We start from the raw sequence: 15,671 nt of genomic DNA, 5'->3' as shown, positions 1-15,671 counted from the left end.
CGGGGCTTCCTCTGAAAATTCCGAGCCCCGGGCCGCTCCCTCTCAAGCGACCCGAGGCTTCGGTCCCGCTACCAGACGGGGCTTGTCTGGCTACGGGAGGGGTATCAGCTGATCCACCTCCGCGGTGCCCGTGTAGGGGGTGGGGCCGTTGAGGAAGCCCTTCACCTGGACGCGGTAGGTGCCCGCCGCAGGGCGGGGAATGGAGACGGACTCCGCGGCGGAGGTGCCCGCGGCGCTGCTGGCCACGAGGTTCCCGTTGGGGCCGTAGACGAAGGTGTCCAAGTCGAACGCCGGGTTGCCCCAGCTCGTCTTGATGCGCAGGGCGCTCTTGCCCGCGGGCACCACGATGTTCTTGTTGTGCTCGGCCGCCACCAGCTCCAGATCCAGGATGGGGACCCTCACGGAGAGGTTCACGTTGCCCGTCCAGCCCGGCAGCGCGGTGGTGGTGGTGGTGTAGCGCGTGCCCGCGGTGGCGGCGGCGGCGCGCACGGCCGCGTAGGCATCCGCGTAGCCAGCGCCCACCTCCCACTCCGCGAGCTGCCGCGCGGTGCCGTCCGCGTTCTGCGCGAAGATGGGCCGCGCGGTGGAGGTGAGGGCCGCCAGCACGCCGTCCATGTTCAGCGCCGGGTTCACCTCGAGCATGAGGGCCACCACGCCGCTCAGGTGCGGGGTCGCCATGGAGGTGCCAGAGAGCGCCGCGTAGAAGGGCTCCGGATGCAGGCCATCCAGGCCCAGGTACGGCGGGGCGATGGCGGGCAGCGCCGTGGTGGCGCGCGCGGCGACGATGTTCACGCCCGGCAGGGTGATGTCCGGGTGGTGGAGCGCATCACCGGGGATGCCGCGGCTGGAGAAGTCCACCAGCTCTCCCGGCGCATCCTGCGACAGGAGCGGGTTGGTGGCGCCGCGAGTGTCGCGCGAGGTGCCGGCCGCCACGGAGATGACGCACGGCGAGGCGCTGTACGGGTTGAGGGTGTCGGCGCCCGGCCCATCGTTGCCAGCGGCGAAGGCGACGATCATGCCCTGGTCGTACGCGCGCTTGCTGGCGATGCTCACCGGGTCAAACGGCGCGAAGTGGCTGCCGCTGGTGCCCCAGGAGTTGGAGATGACGCGGACGTTGTAGGCCTCCTTCACGTCCGGATCCATGAGGAAGTCGAAGCCCTCGAGCGCGAAGAGGATGTTGATGGCGTCGCCCACGCCCACGCCCACCAGGTTCGCGCCCGGTGCCACGCCCTTGTGAAGGCCGTTGGAGCGCGCGCCCGAGCCGCCCACCGTGCTGGCCACGTGGGTACCATGGCCGCTGGTCAGGTCCGTGTTGGGCAGGTCCACGTAGAGCGCGCCGCCCACGCCGGTGCCCAGCACGTTGCCCACCACCTTCACGTTCTTCACCACGTTGGGGAAGTCACCCTGAGTGCCGTCAATGCCCGAGTCGATGATGCCCACGCCCACGCCGTGGCCGGTGGTCTGGAAGGCCGTGCGCGCGGCGTCCGCGTGGATGTAGGAAACGCTCGAGTCGAGGAAGTAGCTCAGCGAGCGGTTCTCATAGACGGAGAGCAGGCCGAGCGGCTGGAGCGTCTGCGTCAGCGTGCTCAGCAGGCTGGGGGTGACGGGGAGGGAGAGCGCCACCATGGGCAGCTCCCGGAGCGTCCCGAGGTTCTGCCCCACCACCAAGCCCAGCGCGCCGGTGAGGGTGTTCAGCGCGGCAGGGATGGCGGCATCCTCATTGAAGGAGAGGATGAGCGTGCGCACGGTGCCGTCCGCGCGGAGTCCCGGGTCCACCACGGCCTGCGTGAGGGCGGCCTGAGCCTGGGGGTTCGAGTAGAGCGCGTCGCAGGCACTCTGGGCAGCCACGGGCGGGTTGACGATCTTCCTCTTGCCCAAGACCGAGGCGCTCACGGCGCGACTCGGCGCGTCAGCGGCGTCCAGCTCCGAGGAGGTACCCGAGCCACAGCCCAGAAGAGTGGTGGTGAGAACCATGCCCAGCGACTTGAAGCCCTTCATTCGTGCTCCCTTCAGCCATCGCGCCCCAGGGGGGGGGAGGTCCTGGGTCTTTTCCGCGCTCACGTGGATTTCTTGTCGCAGGCCGGTTTGGCTGGATCTCGCGGAGGCTCGATTTCTCGGGGAGCCGGAGGATTTCTCGCGGAGATGACTGGAGGGCCGGAGTTCCGTTGACCCGTGGACGTTGCAAAGCGAGCAACCCGTCACATCGCGGTCCCTCCGGGTTGCCCCCTCACCGGAGGAGACACATCGGTGCATCTGGGGCAGTGGCAGCACGGCGGAGGCACGGTGGCGGCGGGCGATCTGATGAACTGGCGGAGGTCCCAGGTGACACCCCGGACGGTGTTCACCGTGGGCTTCTCCCTGCTCGCCGTGGTGGTGCTGGCCGTGCTCGTCGTCAAGACGCGGGTCGCCTTCACGCTCACGGGGATCGCCGTGCTGCTGGCCATGGCGCTCGAGCATGGCGTGTCCTGGCTGGAGCGCATGGGGCTGCGGCGGTGGCAGGGCATTGCCGCGGTGCTCACCGCGCTGATCGTGCTGGTGACGGCGCTGGGGCTGCTGGTCATCCCCGCGGCCTTGGTCCAGGGAGAGGCGCTGCTCACCCAGTTCCCGAACCTGATGCAGCAGGTGCGCTCCCTGCGCCTGGTCCGGCTGCTGACCACGCACCTGGCGAGCCTGACGCAGCTCTTCGGCCAGAAGCCCGAGGCGACAGCGGAGGTCAGCTCGATCGGGCAGATGGCCGTGCCACCGCTGCTGCAGGCCATCGGCGGGGCCGTGAGCCTGATCGCCGGGGCCATCACCGTCTTCTTCCTGGTGATGTTCATGCTGACGTTTGGCGGGGGGCTGCTGCAGCGGCTGCTGGCCCAGGTCCCCACTGTGCACCGCGAGCGCTACGAGCGCGTGATGCGGAAGGTGTACCACGTCACGGGCGGCTACCTGTCGGGGCTGACGTTCATCTGCACCGTCAACGCCACGCTCACCACCACCATGCTCGCTCTGATGGGCATGCCCTTCTTCCTGCCGCTGGGCATCGCCAGCGGCTTCTCCAGCATGGTCCCGTACGTGGGGCCGGTGGTGGCGGGCGGCTTCATCACCCTGCTCACGTGGGCGACGGGTGGAAGCATCAAGGCGCTGGCGGTGCTCGTCTATTTCATCATCTACGGACAGATCGAGGGCAACCTACTGGCGCCCCTGGTGTTCCGCCGCACCGTCCACGTCAACCCGCTGCTCATCCTGCTCGCGGTGCTCTTCTGCGCGGAGCTGGCGGGCGTCATCGGCGCGGTGGTGGCCGTGCCGGTGGTGGCCACGGTGCAGATCATCGTGCGCGAGCTGCTCCTGCTCCGGCAGGAGCGCGCGGTGACGCCACAGATCTGACGAGGTGCTCCCGCTGCGCTCAGGCCGGAGGGCTCCAGCTCGCGAAGTAGCGCTGCTGGAACCGCTGGACGTAGCGGACCAGGTTCTGCTGCTCCTGCGTGTACCTCCGGAACGGCGAGTCCACGGGGAACGCGAGGATGCTCACGAGGAACGCATACACCGTCGCGTCGAACGAGCTGGGCTCGTCTCCGAGCAGGTAGGGCTTGTCCCCCAGCAGCGCCGCCACGGTGGAGATGTCCGCCTTCCCCATCTCGAGGATCTCCTCCGGCCGGTGGCGTCCCAGCCCCTGGGCCCGGAGCCTCTGGACGGTCTTCCGTCGAATCATGGGCACGACGACCTTGCCCACGACGGGAGGGAAGATGGCCTCGAAGGTGGGGCGGTATGCCCGCCAGCCCTCCTCATCCGCCCAGCGCACCTGGATGATGTGCCAGTAGGTGCTCTCCTCCAACATGCGCCGGACCGCGTGGCCCTTCGCCACGTCCTCCGCGCTGAGCTTCGCGTCCAGTGGGTCCCCATGCTTGCGCTTGAGGTGCTCGATGATGTGCTGGGAGTCACCCAGCATCTTCCCGTCCTCCTCGATGAAGGGGATCTTGCCCTTGGGGGCCTTGCGGAAGTCCGCCGCCCTCGCCGTGTAGGGCACCCCCACCATCCGGAGGTAGCTCTCCAGCTTGACGCAGTACGGGCTGATGTTGGCGACTCCCCAGGCTGCGGGGCCCTGATGCAGGATGATCATCTCTCCCCCTCTTCCGTCAGCTCCCGGCGACTTCACGCAGCGAGGCTTCCACGCCATGGAGCAGCTCGTCCAAGGCCTCGTCCGGGATATTGAGCGCAGGTGCGATGTAGACCGTGTCCCCCAGCGGCCTCAAGTAGAGACCGCGCCGCCGCGCCGCTTCGTACACGCGCCACCCGCCATGGGCCAGGTACCCGCCACTGCCCAGGTCCACCGCTCCCACCATCCCGATGGCCCGTGGCCGCACCACGCCCGGCACCGTCTCCGCCATGCGCTCGAAGGCGGCCTTCACCCGAGGAGCCTTGCGCGCCACCTGCCCGAGCACATCCTCGTCCCGGTACACCGCCAGCACCTCGCGCGCCACCGCCGCCCCCAGCGGGTTCCCACAGTACGAGTGCCCGTAGTACAGCGCCCGGTCCCGTGCGCCCAGGAAGCCGGAGAACACCCGCTCCGTCGCCAGCGTCGCGCCGAAGGGCAGCAGCCCCCCGCTCAGGGCCTTTGCCAGGCACAGCAGGTCCGGCACCACCTCCGCCAGGTCACACGCGAAGCGCGCACCCGTGCGCCCCAGCCCCGTGAACACCTCGTCCGCGATGAGGAACGTGTCCACCGCCCGCGTCGCCTCGCGCACCGCTCGCAGGAAGGCCGGCGAGTAGAGCTGCATCCCCGCCGCACCCTGGAGCACCGGCTCGAGGATGACACCCGCCACCGTGTCCCCCTGCTCCCGCAGTGTCTTCTCCACCGCGGCGAACGCCCGCTCCCACCCGCCCTCCTCCGCCGGGGAGGGCACGTGCACCACGTCGAACAGCAGCGGCCCGAAGATCTCGCGGAACAGCGGCACCCCGCCCACGCTCGTGGCCCCCACTGTCTCGCCGTGGAATGCTCCGGACAGCGTGATGAAGCGCGTGCGCGCAGGCCGGCCGTTCTGGGCCCAGTACTGCGCGGCCATCTTGATGGCCACCTCCACCGCCGTGCTCCCGTTGTCCGAGTAGAACACGCGCGTCAGCCGCTGCTCGGCGGGGACTTCCGCTTCGGCCCGCTCTGCTCCTGGGGCCAAGGCTACGAGCTCCGCCGCCAGCCGCGCCGCCGGCTCGTGGGTGATTCCGGCGAGGGAGGCGTGGGCCAGCACCGAGGCCTGGTCCACCAGCGCTTGCACCAACCGAGGATGCCGGTGCCCCAGCGTGGACACCCACCAGGAGCCATTGGCGTCCAGGTACCGTGTCCCGTCCGCATCCTGGAGGTACGGCCCCTCGGCGCGTACCACCACCATCGGATTCGTCTGGGCGATGTAGGTCTCCATCGCCGTGTACGGGTGCCACACGTGCTGCTTGTCCAGGGTGACGATGTCCGCTCGCTTCACGGGCGCGTTCTGCCCTGGATAGGTCCGGCTCGCAACCCGTTCCACGGCTTGGCAGAGTGCTTTCGGATGCCACCCATGAGCGACGACTTCCTCCAGATCTGGAGCCACTACCGCACCGGCGGCCTCGAGGCTGCTGCTCGTGCCGCGACTTCCTCTTGGGAGGGCTCCCTCTACCTGGCGATGCTGGCCTTCGCCGACGAGCGCTACGCCGAGGCCACCGCCTTCGCTGAGCAGGCGGCACGGGCTTCTCTGGAAGAGCTGCTGCCCCGTGCGGCGGCGAGCTACCTCGCGCGGGTGGCCAAGGAGGGGAAGCGCAACGTCTATATGTCGGATGAGGGCTTCGGTGCCTTCATTCGCGGGGGCGGCAACGTGGCGCTGTACCAGGAGACCAGCGCAGCGCTGGCCCGGAGCTACCTGAGCCAGCCCTTCCAGCTCCTGGACATCGGCGTCGGTGACGGACTGGCGCTGCTGCCCGCGCTGACACCCATGGTGCGACGGGTGACCCTGGTGGAGCCTGCGACGCCCCTGCTCGAGCGCACCACGCGGGCGCTCACTGCACGGAGCGTGGACTTCGACACCTTCGCCGGGAATTTGCAGGAGTTCACCGCCGAGCCCGGCATGCAGGAGCGGCGCTGGGACGTGGCGCAGGCCACCTTCAGCCTGCATTCCCTCCCTCCGGCCCTCCGGCCCTCGATGCTGGGGTGGCTGCGCGCTCACTGTGACACGCTGCTGCTCGCCGAGTTTGATGCTCCCTGCATGGACGAGCCGCTGGCGCCGGAGCTGGTGCAGCATGTCCTCGCCCGCTACCGGGTAGGGCTGGCCGAGTACGCTGGGACGGACTTTAACACGGTAGCGCAGGGCTTCCTGATGCCCGTGCTCTTCGGCTACGTGGATCGCAGCGCCACCCGCACCACCTTCGAGCACCCCATCGCTGACTGGGAGCTGCTCCTGCGCGAGGCCGGCTTCGCACGGGTCGAACGCCGGCTGCTGTACACCTACTGGTGGGCCCCGGCCTGGCTGCTGGTGGCTCGCGCATAGGCCGGTGGGGACCCGCAACCGGGAATAGGTGTGAGGGCTGCCCGTTCGGCGGGGCAGCAACCCGAGGAGGGCAACCCATGGCGGCGCGGCGAGACAGCTCCAGTCCCACCCCTTCGCGCAAGACAGCTCCCGAGGAGGAGCTGCGCCTGCCCATCAAGCTGGATCCGGTCTCCAACGGTGAGTTCTTCCCGGAGCCGGCCTCGGCGGAGACACGCGCCGCACAGGCGCTGGCGCTGCGGATGGCGGAGGAGGGAGCGCGGCGGACGGGGCGCTCGCGGCGGGACTTCCTAAGGAGCGCGTGTGGCGCGGCGGCGACGCTGCTCGCCATGAACACCAGCTACGGCTGTGCCCGCAGAGGCGCGGGGGGTGGCTACGCGGTGCCGAAGGAGGCGGCGCTCGACGAGGAGGCGGCGCAGGCAGCCGTTGCGGGGGACGAGTTCATCTTCGACGTGCAGACGCACCACGTCTCGCCGGAGCGGGACTGGATGAAGAACAACCGCACGCTGGACTTCCTGCCGTACACGGCGGCGGGCTGGTGCGCGGAGAAGGACCTGAGCTGCTACTCGCGGGATCGCTTCATCAAGGAGGTGTTCCTCGACAGCGACACGGACATGGCGGTGCTGAGCGCGCTGGCGGGGGCTCCGGGGGACAACCCGCTCACGACAGAAGAGGCGGTGGCCACGCGCGAGGCCGTGGAGAAGCTGGGAGGGGACCGGCTGATGATCCACGGCATCGTCATGCCGAACCTCGGGCCGCTGAAGGCGCAGCTCGAGGGGATGCAAGCGCTGGCGGAGACGTGGAAGGTGCGAGCGTGGAAGCTCTACACGGTGTGGGGGCCGGACGGGAGAGGCTTCTTCCTGGATGACCCGGAGGTAGGGCTGCCGGTCATCGAGCAGGGACGGCGGCTGGGAGTGAAGCTCTTCACCGTGCACAAGGGGTTGCCACTGCCGGGGATGGACCCGCACTTCACGCGGTGCCGGGACATCGGGGCAGTGGCGAAGCTGTTCCCGGACGTGACGTTCATGGTCTACCACTCGGGCTTCGAGAGCCCGCGGATGGAGGGCCCCTACAACGCGGAGGCGGCGCAGGCGGGGGTGGACGCCCTGGTGAAGTCGCTTCAAGACCACGGCATTCCGCCGAACGCGAACGTGTACGCGGAGCTGGGCGCCACGTGGAAGCTGCTGATGGCGCACCCGACGGCGGCGGCGCACGTGGTGGGCAAGCTGCTGAAGTACGTGGGCGAGGATCGGGTGCTCTGGGGGACGGACTCGATCTGGTTCGGTTCGCCGCAGGATCAGATCCAGGCGTTCCGCGCGTTCGAGATCTCCGCCGAGTTCCAGGAGCAGTTCGGCTACCCGAAGTTGACGAAGGCGCTGAAGGCCAAGGTGTTCGGCCTGAGCGCGACGAAGCCGTACGGGGTGGACCCCACGGTGCAGCGGGCGAAGCTGCGAGCGGACGCCTTCGGCAGGCAGAAGGAGCTCTACCAGCAGGTCCCCGAGCCCAGCCACCGCACCTACGGCCCGACGACACGAGCAGAGGTGCTGTCGCTGCTGCGGCGCAACGCCGGGCGGCCTTGAGCCGAGGGCAGCGCCGTCACCGATGGCGCTTGCTCCCGAAGGGGAACGGAGATACCGAGGTGGCCCTCATGTGGAAGACCCCCATCGGACGTCTGCGTGCCGTCGGCCTGCTCGAGGGCACCTCCTTCCTCGTGCTCCTCTTCATCGCCATGCCGCTGAAGTACTTCGCGGGGATGCCCTTGGCGGTGAAGGCCGGCGGCTGGGCTCACGGGGTGCTGTTCATCCTCTACCTGCTCGTTCTGGGCCACGCCGCGACCGCGCACCGCTGGTCGCTCCTACGCGTAGGGGCCGGCTTCATCGCGTCGCTGCTGCCCTTCGGGCCTTTCGTGTTCGACGTGTGGCTGCGCCGCGAGGAGGCCCCCCAGGGGGTTGGGACGAAGCTCCGCAGCTCATAAGCCCAGGCAGGAGTCCGCCATGGGCGACCTGTCGGGCGCAGCCTCCGCCAACCTGTCAGACAACCAGACAGGTTCGTGCGTTGCGCAAGCGCCGAGCTCGAGCCCTGGAGCGGATATTTCGTGGTACCGGAAGAACAGTGGAGACGTGGATCACCTTCTTTGAGCCGCAGCCAGACCCTCGTGAGGTGGCGGAGCCATTTCCGAGCCCCTTCGACGAGCTCGGTCCTCATGAGCTGGCGCGACGGGCCGCGGAGGTGATGCAGGCGGAGCTGCGCGGAGGCCTCATCGCCCCCGGGCTCCCGGCCTCGATGCTCGAGAGTCCCGAGGGCGGCAAGATGTTCGGTGTGCTGGTCGTGCGGGAGCCTGGAGGCCGCATCGGCTTCCTCCGTTCCTTCTCCGGCATGCTCGGCGGGCAGTGGGAGGTTGAGGGCTTCGTCCCGCCGCTCTTCGACCGCCTGGCCCGGGAGCAGGTGGAGCCCGCGGGAGAGGCCGCGGTGAAGACGCTGCTCGCCCGCTTCGAGGCGTTTCAGGACTCGGCGGAGCTCCGCGAGAGCCGCTCCGCGCACAAAGCGCAGGAGGCGCGCCACGCCGAGGAGCGTGCGGCACTGCGATCCCGGCATGATGAGAACCGGAGACGGCGGCATGCCCAGCGGGCAGCACTCGAGGCATCTGTCACGCTCACGGAAGCCGAGAAACGCGAGGCCCTCCATGCGCTCGACCAGGAGAGTCGCGGAGACAAGGCGGAGCGGCGCAGGGCAGACGCGGCCCAGGAGGAGGAGCGACGAGCGCTCCAGCCCAAGAGCGCTCGGCTCGAGCGGCGTCTTCGGGCCCTCGAGCGCCTGCGCCACGGCTTCTGCCGCGTGCTCATGAAGCGGATCCACGACACCTACGGGGTCCCCAATGCGCGCGGAGAGCGGCGCCCGTTGCGGAGCCTGTACGCACCGGGAGAGCCACCCTCGGGCGCCGCGGACTGCGCAGGCCCCAAGCTCCTCGCGCAGGCCCTCAGGAGCGGCTTGCTTCCGCTGGCGCTGGCCGAGTTCTGGTGGGGCGCTCCGCCGCCCACGGGGGGACGCATCGCCGGTGCGTTCTATGCGGCCTGCCGGGACAAGTGCGGACCCCTGCTCCCCTTCATGCTGGAGGGTCTGGGGATCGCGCCCCCCCGAACCTTCTCGCCGCCGGCGGCCGTGGCCGAGGACATGACCGTCGTCTTCGAGGACGCATGGGTGGTCGTGATCGACAAGCCCTGCGGGCTGCTCTCCGTGCCAGGACGCGACGCCTCGGTAGCGGACTCGGTGCTCGTCCGGCTGCGCGCCCGGTATCCGCATGCCACGGGCCCGCTCCTCGTGCACCGGCTCGATCTAGACACCTCAGGACTGCTCGTCGCCGCGCTCGACCCGCGGGCGCACGCGGACCTGCAGCGTCAGTTCGCGAGCCGGGAGGTCCAGAAGCGGTACGTGGCCTGGGTCGCGGGGCGCGTCCCCGGAGAGCGGGGGACCATTGAGCTCCCCATGCGCGTCGACCTCGATGACCGGCCCCGGCAGATCTACGATCCTGTGCACGGAAAGTCCGCTGTGACCGAGTGGCAGGTCCTCGCGCGAAACGGTGAGCGCACCCGCGTGGCCTTCTTCCCGCTCACCGGGAGGACCCATCAGCTGCGCGTCCACGCGGCGCACCCCCTCGGCCTCGGGGCGCCCATCATCGGGGATCGCCTCTACGGGCACGAAGGCGCTCGCCTGCACCTGCACGCGGAGTCGCTCTCATTCAGGCACCCGAAGACAGGGCAGCGCGTCTCCTTCGAACGCCCAGCGCCCTTCTGACACGAATTCCCACGAAGCATGGAGGCAGGATGTGGCAAGGCAGTTCCGTCGTCCTCACGGTCCTCGCAGCAGTGCTGGGCCTTGGCGTGACAGCCGTCGTCTTGCTCGGGGTGTTCTTCTACTGGCTCTACCGCGTCGACACCGGGGCTCGACAGAGCACGAGCCGTCCCTGGTCGGAGTACGAGGCGACGATTCCCCAGGGCAAGAAGCTCACCTTTGCCCTCTTCTATTGGGGCAGCCGCGGAGACTTCCAGCCGCTGGCCGTGCTGGCGCAGCACCTCAAGAGAGCGGGCCACTCGGTCATCATCAACGTCCGCGAGCTCAACCTCCAGGCAGCCCTGAGCCTGGGGCTGCGCGAGGGCGAGCTCTTCCTCCAGGAGGACGATCACACCGAGGACGTCCTCACCCCGCAGCTCCAGGGGCAGCAGGGCCCGAAGATGCTCTACTACCTCTACCGCCACATCACCCACCACAGCCCCTCGTACCTGAAGCAGCTCAACGCGATGCTGGAGCGCTCGAAGGCGGACGTCCTGATCGTCAACGAGTTCGCCGCCAACCTGGGCTGCCAGGCCGCCGAGAAGCACCGGCTCCCCATGTTCATCTTCCGCTACACGCCGCTCTTCATGGCGACGACCTCGTGGCTCTGCCCGCTCTTCGGCAAGAGCGATCGCGGGAGCTTCATCAACTGGCTGTCCTACACGCTGCCGTTCTTCATCCGCCTGTACCTGGAGAGGCCCGTGATGCGTCAGCTGAGGGAGCTCCATGGGCTGAAGCCGCGCTCGATGCTGAGCTACGCCTTCGGCCGCACGCACTGGCAGTTCCCCTCCCTCCAGGGGTTCTCGAGCCTGCTCATGCCGGTGCCGGAGAAGGACATGCCGCGCTGGTACTTCAACCCCGGGCCGCTGCTCCCTCCCGCCCAGGAGGAGACAGAGGCAGTGCCTCCTGCGCTGAGCACGTTCCTGCAAGAGAACCCCGCGGGACAGCCTGTCATCTACATCGGCTTCGGCAGCTTCTCGCTCAAGCAGTTCCTGCCGCGCCACCAGGCGGAGCAGGCCGCCCGCGACATGCTGGAGGCCGTCCAGGACCTGGGAATCCGGGCCGTGCTGCTCAAGCACACCTTCGAGTTCATGATCGACGACCCGCTCCTCAAGAACCCGCAGTGGTACATCGGTGAGCGCTTCCCGCACAGCTGGCTGTTCCCCAGGGTCTCCGCGATCGTCCACCAGGCGGGAGCAGGCCACTGTGCCGCCTCGGCCCGCTCAGGAACGCCGACCATTGCCATCCCCATCTTCGAGGAGCAGGACTTCAACGCCAGCGCCCTGGTGTCCGCGGGCGTCGCGGTGAAGCTGCGCATCCAGGACCTGAGCCGCGAGTCATTCCGGAAGGCCTTCGAGGAGGCCCTGCGGCTCGCGGGACAGGCGCGCACCGTGGGCGAGCAGCTGGAGGGCCAGGTGCAGCACAGCGGCAGCATCGCTGTGAGCGGAATCATGAAGTGGCTCGGCGAGGAGCAGGGTGGGAGCGGCGGCGCCAGTGGTCCCTACGCCCACACGCGGAGTTGATCGCAACACCCCCTCCTGTGGGATAGTGTTGTCCTCCCCTCAGGAGTCCTGTGCCTCCATGACTCACTTCAACGCGGCCTCGGCATCCCCAGTGGGTGGCGTGGAGTTGGACTACGAGCGACGCATCGCCCTTGCAAAGCCCCACGACACGACGCGGGGGCTCTTCTTCAACGGCGTGCTGGCAGCGGTCATCGCCCTCGGGGGCGAGAGTGCCCTGAAGCAGTGCCACGTCCAGCTGAACGACAAGCGCTTCGAGAAGCGCTTCATCGACTTCTCCAACTACCCGGTGTCCGACTTCCTGCGTCTGGCGCTCGCCGCCACCCGGGTGCTCAGCCCCCAGCTGGGCGGCCCCGAGGCCACGCAGCGCAAGCTGGGCATGCAGGCCATGCGCGACTTCCTCAACTCCATGGCGGGCCGGACGCTGCTGCTGCTGTCCGGAGACTCGCCCAAGCGGGTGATGGGCCACCTGGCCTCGGGCTACCGCTCGGTGGCGAGCTACGGCGAGCGCACCGTGACGATGCAGGGGGACAACGGCGCCCGCGTCGTCATGAAGGGCGACTACATGCTCCCGCTCTACACCGAGGGCGTCCTCCAGGCCATGCTCGAGGCCGTCCACGCCAAGAATCCCCAGGTCCGCGCACGGCCCTTCGGGCAGCTCGACTGCGAGTACGACCTGTCCTGGGGCTGAGCCCCTCCGCCCGCTGCCCTGCAGGGCGAAGCGCTCTGGGACTCGGCGCACGGCCAGCGTCCGCGTTAGAACTGTGTCCGTGCTCGATCCCTCGATCCGCGTCCAGGTGCTGGACTCCATCACCGACATTCCCGCCGCGCAGTGGGACACGCTGGCGGGCCCCACCGCTCCACCCTTCGTGAAGCACGCATGGCTGGCGGCCATGGAGGAGAGCGGCAGCGCCCAGCGGGAAACGGGCTGGGCCCCTCACCACCTGACGCTCTGGCGCGGCGACACGCTCGTGGCTGCCTCACCCGCCTATCGCAAGTATCACAGCATGGGCGAGTACATTTATGACTACGCCTGGGCCCAGGCGGCCGCGCGCATGGGCGTCGAGTACTACCCGAAGCTCGTCATCGGCGCGCCCCTGTCTCCGGCCACGGCCCCCCGCTTCCTGGTGGCTCCCGGCGAGCACGTGCGCGATGCGCGCCATGCGCTCATGGAGGCCGCCATCGAGAGCGCTCGCGAGGAGGGCTGCTCCTCGCTCCACGTGCTCTACCCGACTGAGGAAGAGGCGGACTTCCTGGAGCAGTCCGGCATGGCGCGGCGGATGACGCTGCAGTTCCACTGGAAGAACCCGGGCTACAGCACCTACGAGGACTACCTGGCGCGCTTCAGCTCCAAGCGCCGCCACCAGCTGCGCCGAGAGCGCGGCGCCGCGGAGGAGCAGGGCATCACCCTGCGCACCGTGTCGGGCGCGGAGCTGGGGCCCGAGCACGCGCGGCGGGCCCACGCCTTCTACGCGGCCACCTGCGAGCGCTACGCCTGGGGCCAGGTGCAGCTCACCCCGGACTTCTTCGCCCGCGTGTTCCGCGCCATGCCGGCGGCCATGCAGATGGTGGAGGCCGTGCGCAGCACGAAGGTCATCGCCGGCGCCTTCAACGTGGCCTCGCCCGAGCGGCTCTACGGACGCTATTGGGGCTGCTTCGAGGAGCACCCCTTCCTGCACTTCCACGTGTGCCTGTACCACTCGGTGGAGGAGTGCATCCGTGCGGGCCGCAAGGTCTTCGAGCCCGGCGCGGGCGGCGAGCACAAGATCTCCCGCGGCTTCGAGCCCACGGCGGTGCACAGCGCGCACCTGATCTTCGATCAGAACCTGAACCGCTCCGTGCGCGACTTCCTGCGCCGCGAGCGGGCGCACCTGACACCCGCAGTGGAGGAGGCCGAGCGCCTGGCGGGCCTCAAGCCCTGGCCGCTGGCTGGCTAGTGTCCACTCGCGGTCACCCGGAGTCTGCTCCAAGCCCAGGGCGGGCCGCTCGGTGTCCTCGCGTGGGGAGGGGGGCTCCCTCGAATGGGCAGAAAGTTTCTCACCTTGGGAGCGCGGGCCCTCTAGAGTCAGCCCTATGAAAGTGCCCGAGACGCAAGAGGACTTCGTCCAGTGGTACGAGGACTGCTGGGCCGATCGCGACGAGGTGGAGTACCCGAAGCTCTTCGGCGCCATCAGCGATGAGGTCTTCCCCCTGGAGCAGACGGACGCGCTGCAAGCCTGGCTCGAGAGTGATTTGGCCCAGGTAGAGGAGGCGGATCCCAACTGGGGGCCCATGGGCGTGCGCGCAGCCCCGCCCAGCGAGCAGTTCCCCTATTGGACGTATGTGACGAGCGGCCTGTCCAACCCGTTCACCGTGGCGCCGGGCGCGGAGCTGGCCCCGGAGGCCCCCAGCGGCGTCGGCTACGAGATGGTCATCCACACGCCCGAGGAGGCGCAGTGGCCGGTGCTCCGGCTGCTGGACATGATGGCCTACAACCTCGTGTGCCTGCGCGCCTTCGCCTTGGGCCACCGCTACCCGGTGGAGGGCTCGCTCACAGGAGGCGAGACAAAGCTGAGCGGCTTCGTCTTCGTGAGGGATGCGCACCGTCCGGCCGAGTTCACCCTGCCCTCCGGCCAGGTGCAGCTGTTGACGCTGGTGGGTGTCACGCGCAACGAGATGGCCTTCAGCCGCTCCAACGGCACGGACAGGCTCATGGCCAAGCTCGTCGAGGCGGGCACGGGCTACATCACCCACCCCGAGCGGGACGAGGTGAAGCTGTAGACGTCAGCGGGAGGCGTCAGGAGAGCCGGCCGAACAGCCGGCCCCGCACGTCCGTGCCCAGGCCGTGCGGGCCCGCGATGTCCACGTGCGGGCCCGCCTCCAGCGTCAGCGTGGACCAGGTCTTCCCGCCGTCCTCGGTGACGTGCACCGCCGGATCCACGCCCTTGCCCGGCTCCGCGCTGCGCGTCAGCACCCGCAGCACCGGGCCCACGGCCGTCATCCGCAGCGGATCCCTCCCAGAAGGCAGCGGCGCCAGCCAGCGGACCTCGCCGCCGCGGCGCTCACCGATCCGCGCCTGGCCGCGCTCCACCGCCAGCACGTGCATGCCGTCCACATCCACCAGCCGCGCGCTGCCTGACGACTCGCGGCCCCACGAGGCGCCGCCATCGTGCGTGTGGCACAGGCCCTTGCCGAGCAGCGCCACGCCGCGCTCCATGCGCCGCAGCCGCTCCGCCTGCGCGTTGCGCTCGCCGTCCAGCGTCAGCTCCGTCCAGGTGGCCCCGCCGTCCGCCGTGCGCCCCAGGAAGAGGGCGCCCAGCACCCAGGCCTCATCCGCGCTCGCCGCCAGCACCTGCCCGGCGCTGGGCGCGGCCACAGGGCCCCGGAGGGTCCAGTGCGTGCCTGCATCCGTGGACACCAGCAGGTGATAGTCCGAGCCCGAGCCCGTGGGCCTCAGCGTCGCCCCGAGCGCCATGCACAGCGCCCCTTGGCAGTCCAGCGCCTGGATCCAGCCCGGCCCCTCGTAGACGTGCTCCAGCCCCTGGGCTGTGACTCGGTGCAGCTGGGCGCGCCGGGCCCGCATCCGGTCTTGCAGCGTCCCGGCCGGCGGCTCCACGGTGGAGCCCACCAGCCCGAAGCCTTCACGGCTGACGGCCACGGGGCCCACGCGGAGCCCCTCAGCCAGCTCGCCCAACCGATCCCAGTCTCTCTCGGCCACGCGTTGCCTCTCCCTGGCGTGAGTCGCGGCTGCGAGAATGCCAGCCCGCTCAGCTCATGGCTAGGAAGCGCGGAGGCTCGGCACCGGCAGCCGGGGCAGCTCCAGCCTCGGCAGCTTGAGGTTCTTGCGGAGCTC

Annotated in this window: 13 protein-coding genes; 9 read left to right on the top strand and 4 right to left on the bottom strand. The window is 69.5% G+C overall.

Translation table 11 applies throughout. The features are described 5' to 3' along the window. Window positions 1-90 precede the first annotated feature (90 nt). Window positions 91-1,998, bottom strand: coding sequence for a S8 family serine peptidase (locus VD972_RS35265; RefSeq protein WP_324993205.1), 1,908 nt, complete (start codon window positions 1,996-1,998; stop codon window positions 91-93). 249 nt (window positions 1,999-2,247) lie between these two features. Between VD972_RS35265 and VD972_RS35260 the strand changes: the two genes are divergently transcribed. Beyond that, window positions 2,248-3,369: an AI-2E family transporter gene (locus tag VD972_RS35260; protein ID WP_324993204.1), complete on the top strand. Its 1,122-nt coding sequence runs from the start codon at window positions 2,248-2,250 to the stop codon at window positions 3,367-3,369. A gap of 19 nt (window positions 3,370-3,388) precedes the next feature. On the opposite strand, the gene VD972_RS35255 is transcribed toward VD972_RS35260, so the two are convergent. Together VD972_RS35255 and bioA are read right to left on the bottom strand one after the other, a co-directional pair. Next, window positions 3,389-4,102 carry a glutathione S-transferase family protein gene (locus VD972_RS35255; protein WP_324993203.1) on the bottom strand — a complete coding sequence of 238 codons (714 nt, stop codon included), beginning with the start codon at window positions 4,100-4,102 and terminating at the stop codon, window positions 3,389-3,391. A gap of 16 nt (window positions 4,103-4,118) precedes the next feature. Continuing rightward, the gene (bioA, locus tag VD972_RS35250; protein ID WP_324993202.1) at window positions 4,119-5,456 is read right to left on the bottom strand and encodes an adenosylmethionine--8-amino-7-oxononanoate transaminase; all 1,338 of its coding nucleotides are present in this window, start codon (window positions 5,454-5,456) and stop codon (window positions 4,119-4,121) included. A 75-nt stretch (window positions 5,457-5,531) separates the two neighbouring features. Between bioA and VD972_RS35245 the strand changes: the two genes are divergently transcribed. The 8 genes from VD972_RS35245 to VD972_RS35210 all read left to right on the top strand — a co-directional run bounded on the left by VD972_RS35245 (window position 5,532) and on the right by VD972_RS35210 (window position 14,599). Then, on the top strand, window positions 5,532-6,494 hold the full coding sequence (locus VD972_RS35245; RefSeq protein ID WP_324993201.1) for a class I SAM-dependent methyltransferase: 963 nt from the start codon (window positions 5,532-5,534) through the stop codon (window positions 6,492-6,494). A gap of 77 nt (window positions 6,495-6,571) precedes the next feature. Further along, window positions 6,572-8,071, top strand: a complete 1,500-nt coding sequence (locus tag VD972_RS35240; RefSeq protein WP_324993200.1) for an amidohydrolase family protein — start codon at window positions 6,572-6,574, stop codon at window positions 8,069-8,071. Window positions 8,072-8,139: 68 nt separating this feature from the next. Further along, window positions 8,140-8,466, top strand: coding sequence for a DUF3817 domain-containing protein (locus VD972_RS35235; RefSeq protein ID WP_324993199.1), 327 nt, complete (start codon window positions 8,140-8,142; stop codon window positions 8,464-8,466). A gap of 137 nt (window positions 8,467-8,603) precedes the next feature. Then, complete coding sequence (locus tag VD972_RS35230; protein ID WP_324993198.1) at window positions 8,604-10,283, top strand: RluA family pseudouridine synthase; 1,680 nt, start codon at window positions 8,604-8,606, stop codon at window positions 10,281-10,283. Between the two features lie 29 nt (window positions 10,284-10,312). After that, window positions 10,313-11,842, top strand: a complete 1,530-nt coding sequence (locus VD972_RS35225) for a glycosyltransferase (protein ID WP_324993197.1) — start codon at window positions 10,313-10,315, stop codon at window positions 11,840-11,842. A 58-nt stretch (window positions 11,843-11,900) separates the two neighbouring features. Beyond that, window positions 11,901-12,530 (top strand): DUF2378 family protein, encoded by a 630-nt coding sequence (locus VD972_RS35220; protein WP_324993196.1) that lies wholly within the window; start codon window positions 11,901-11,903, stop codon window positions 12,528-12,530. A gap of 79 nt (window positions 12,531-12,609) precedes the next feature. Then, window positions 12,610-13,776, top strand: a complete 1,167-nt coding sequence (locus VD972_RS35215; RefSeq protein ID WP_324993195.1) for a GNAT family N-acetyltransferase — start codon at window positions 12,610-12,612, stop codon at window positions 13,774-13,776. A 136-nt stretch (window positions 13,777-13,912) separates the two neighbouring features. Next, on the top strand, window positions 13,913-14,599 hold the full coding sequence (locus VD972_RS35210) for a suppressor of fused domain protein (RefSeq protein WP_324993194.1): 687 nt from the start codon (window positions 13,913-13,915) through the stop codon (window positions 14,597-14,599). Between the two features lie 16 nt (window positions 14,600-14,615). Here VD972_RS35210 and VD972_RS35205 read toward each other — a convergent pair whose 3' ends face one another. Beyond that, window positions 14,616-15,536, bottom strand: coding sequence for a neuraminidase (locus tag VD972_RS35205; protein WP_324993193.1), 921 nt, complete (start codon window positions 15,534-15,536; stop codon window positions 14,616-14,618). Between the last annotated feature and the right edge of the window lie 135 nt (window positions 15,537-15,671).

The organism is Hyalangium sp. (assembly GCF_035629615.1).
In the GTDB taxonomy this organism is placed as follows: Bacteria; Myxococcota; Myxococcia; order Myxococcales; family Myxococcaceae; genus Hyalangium.
This window is presented reverse-complemented; position numbering and strand designations above follow the sequence as displayed.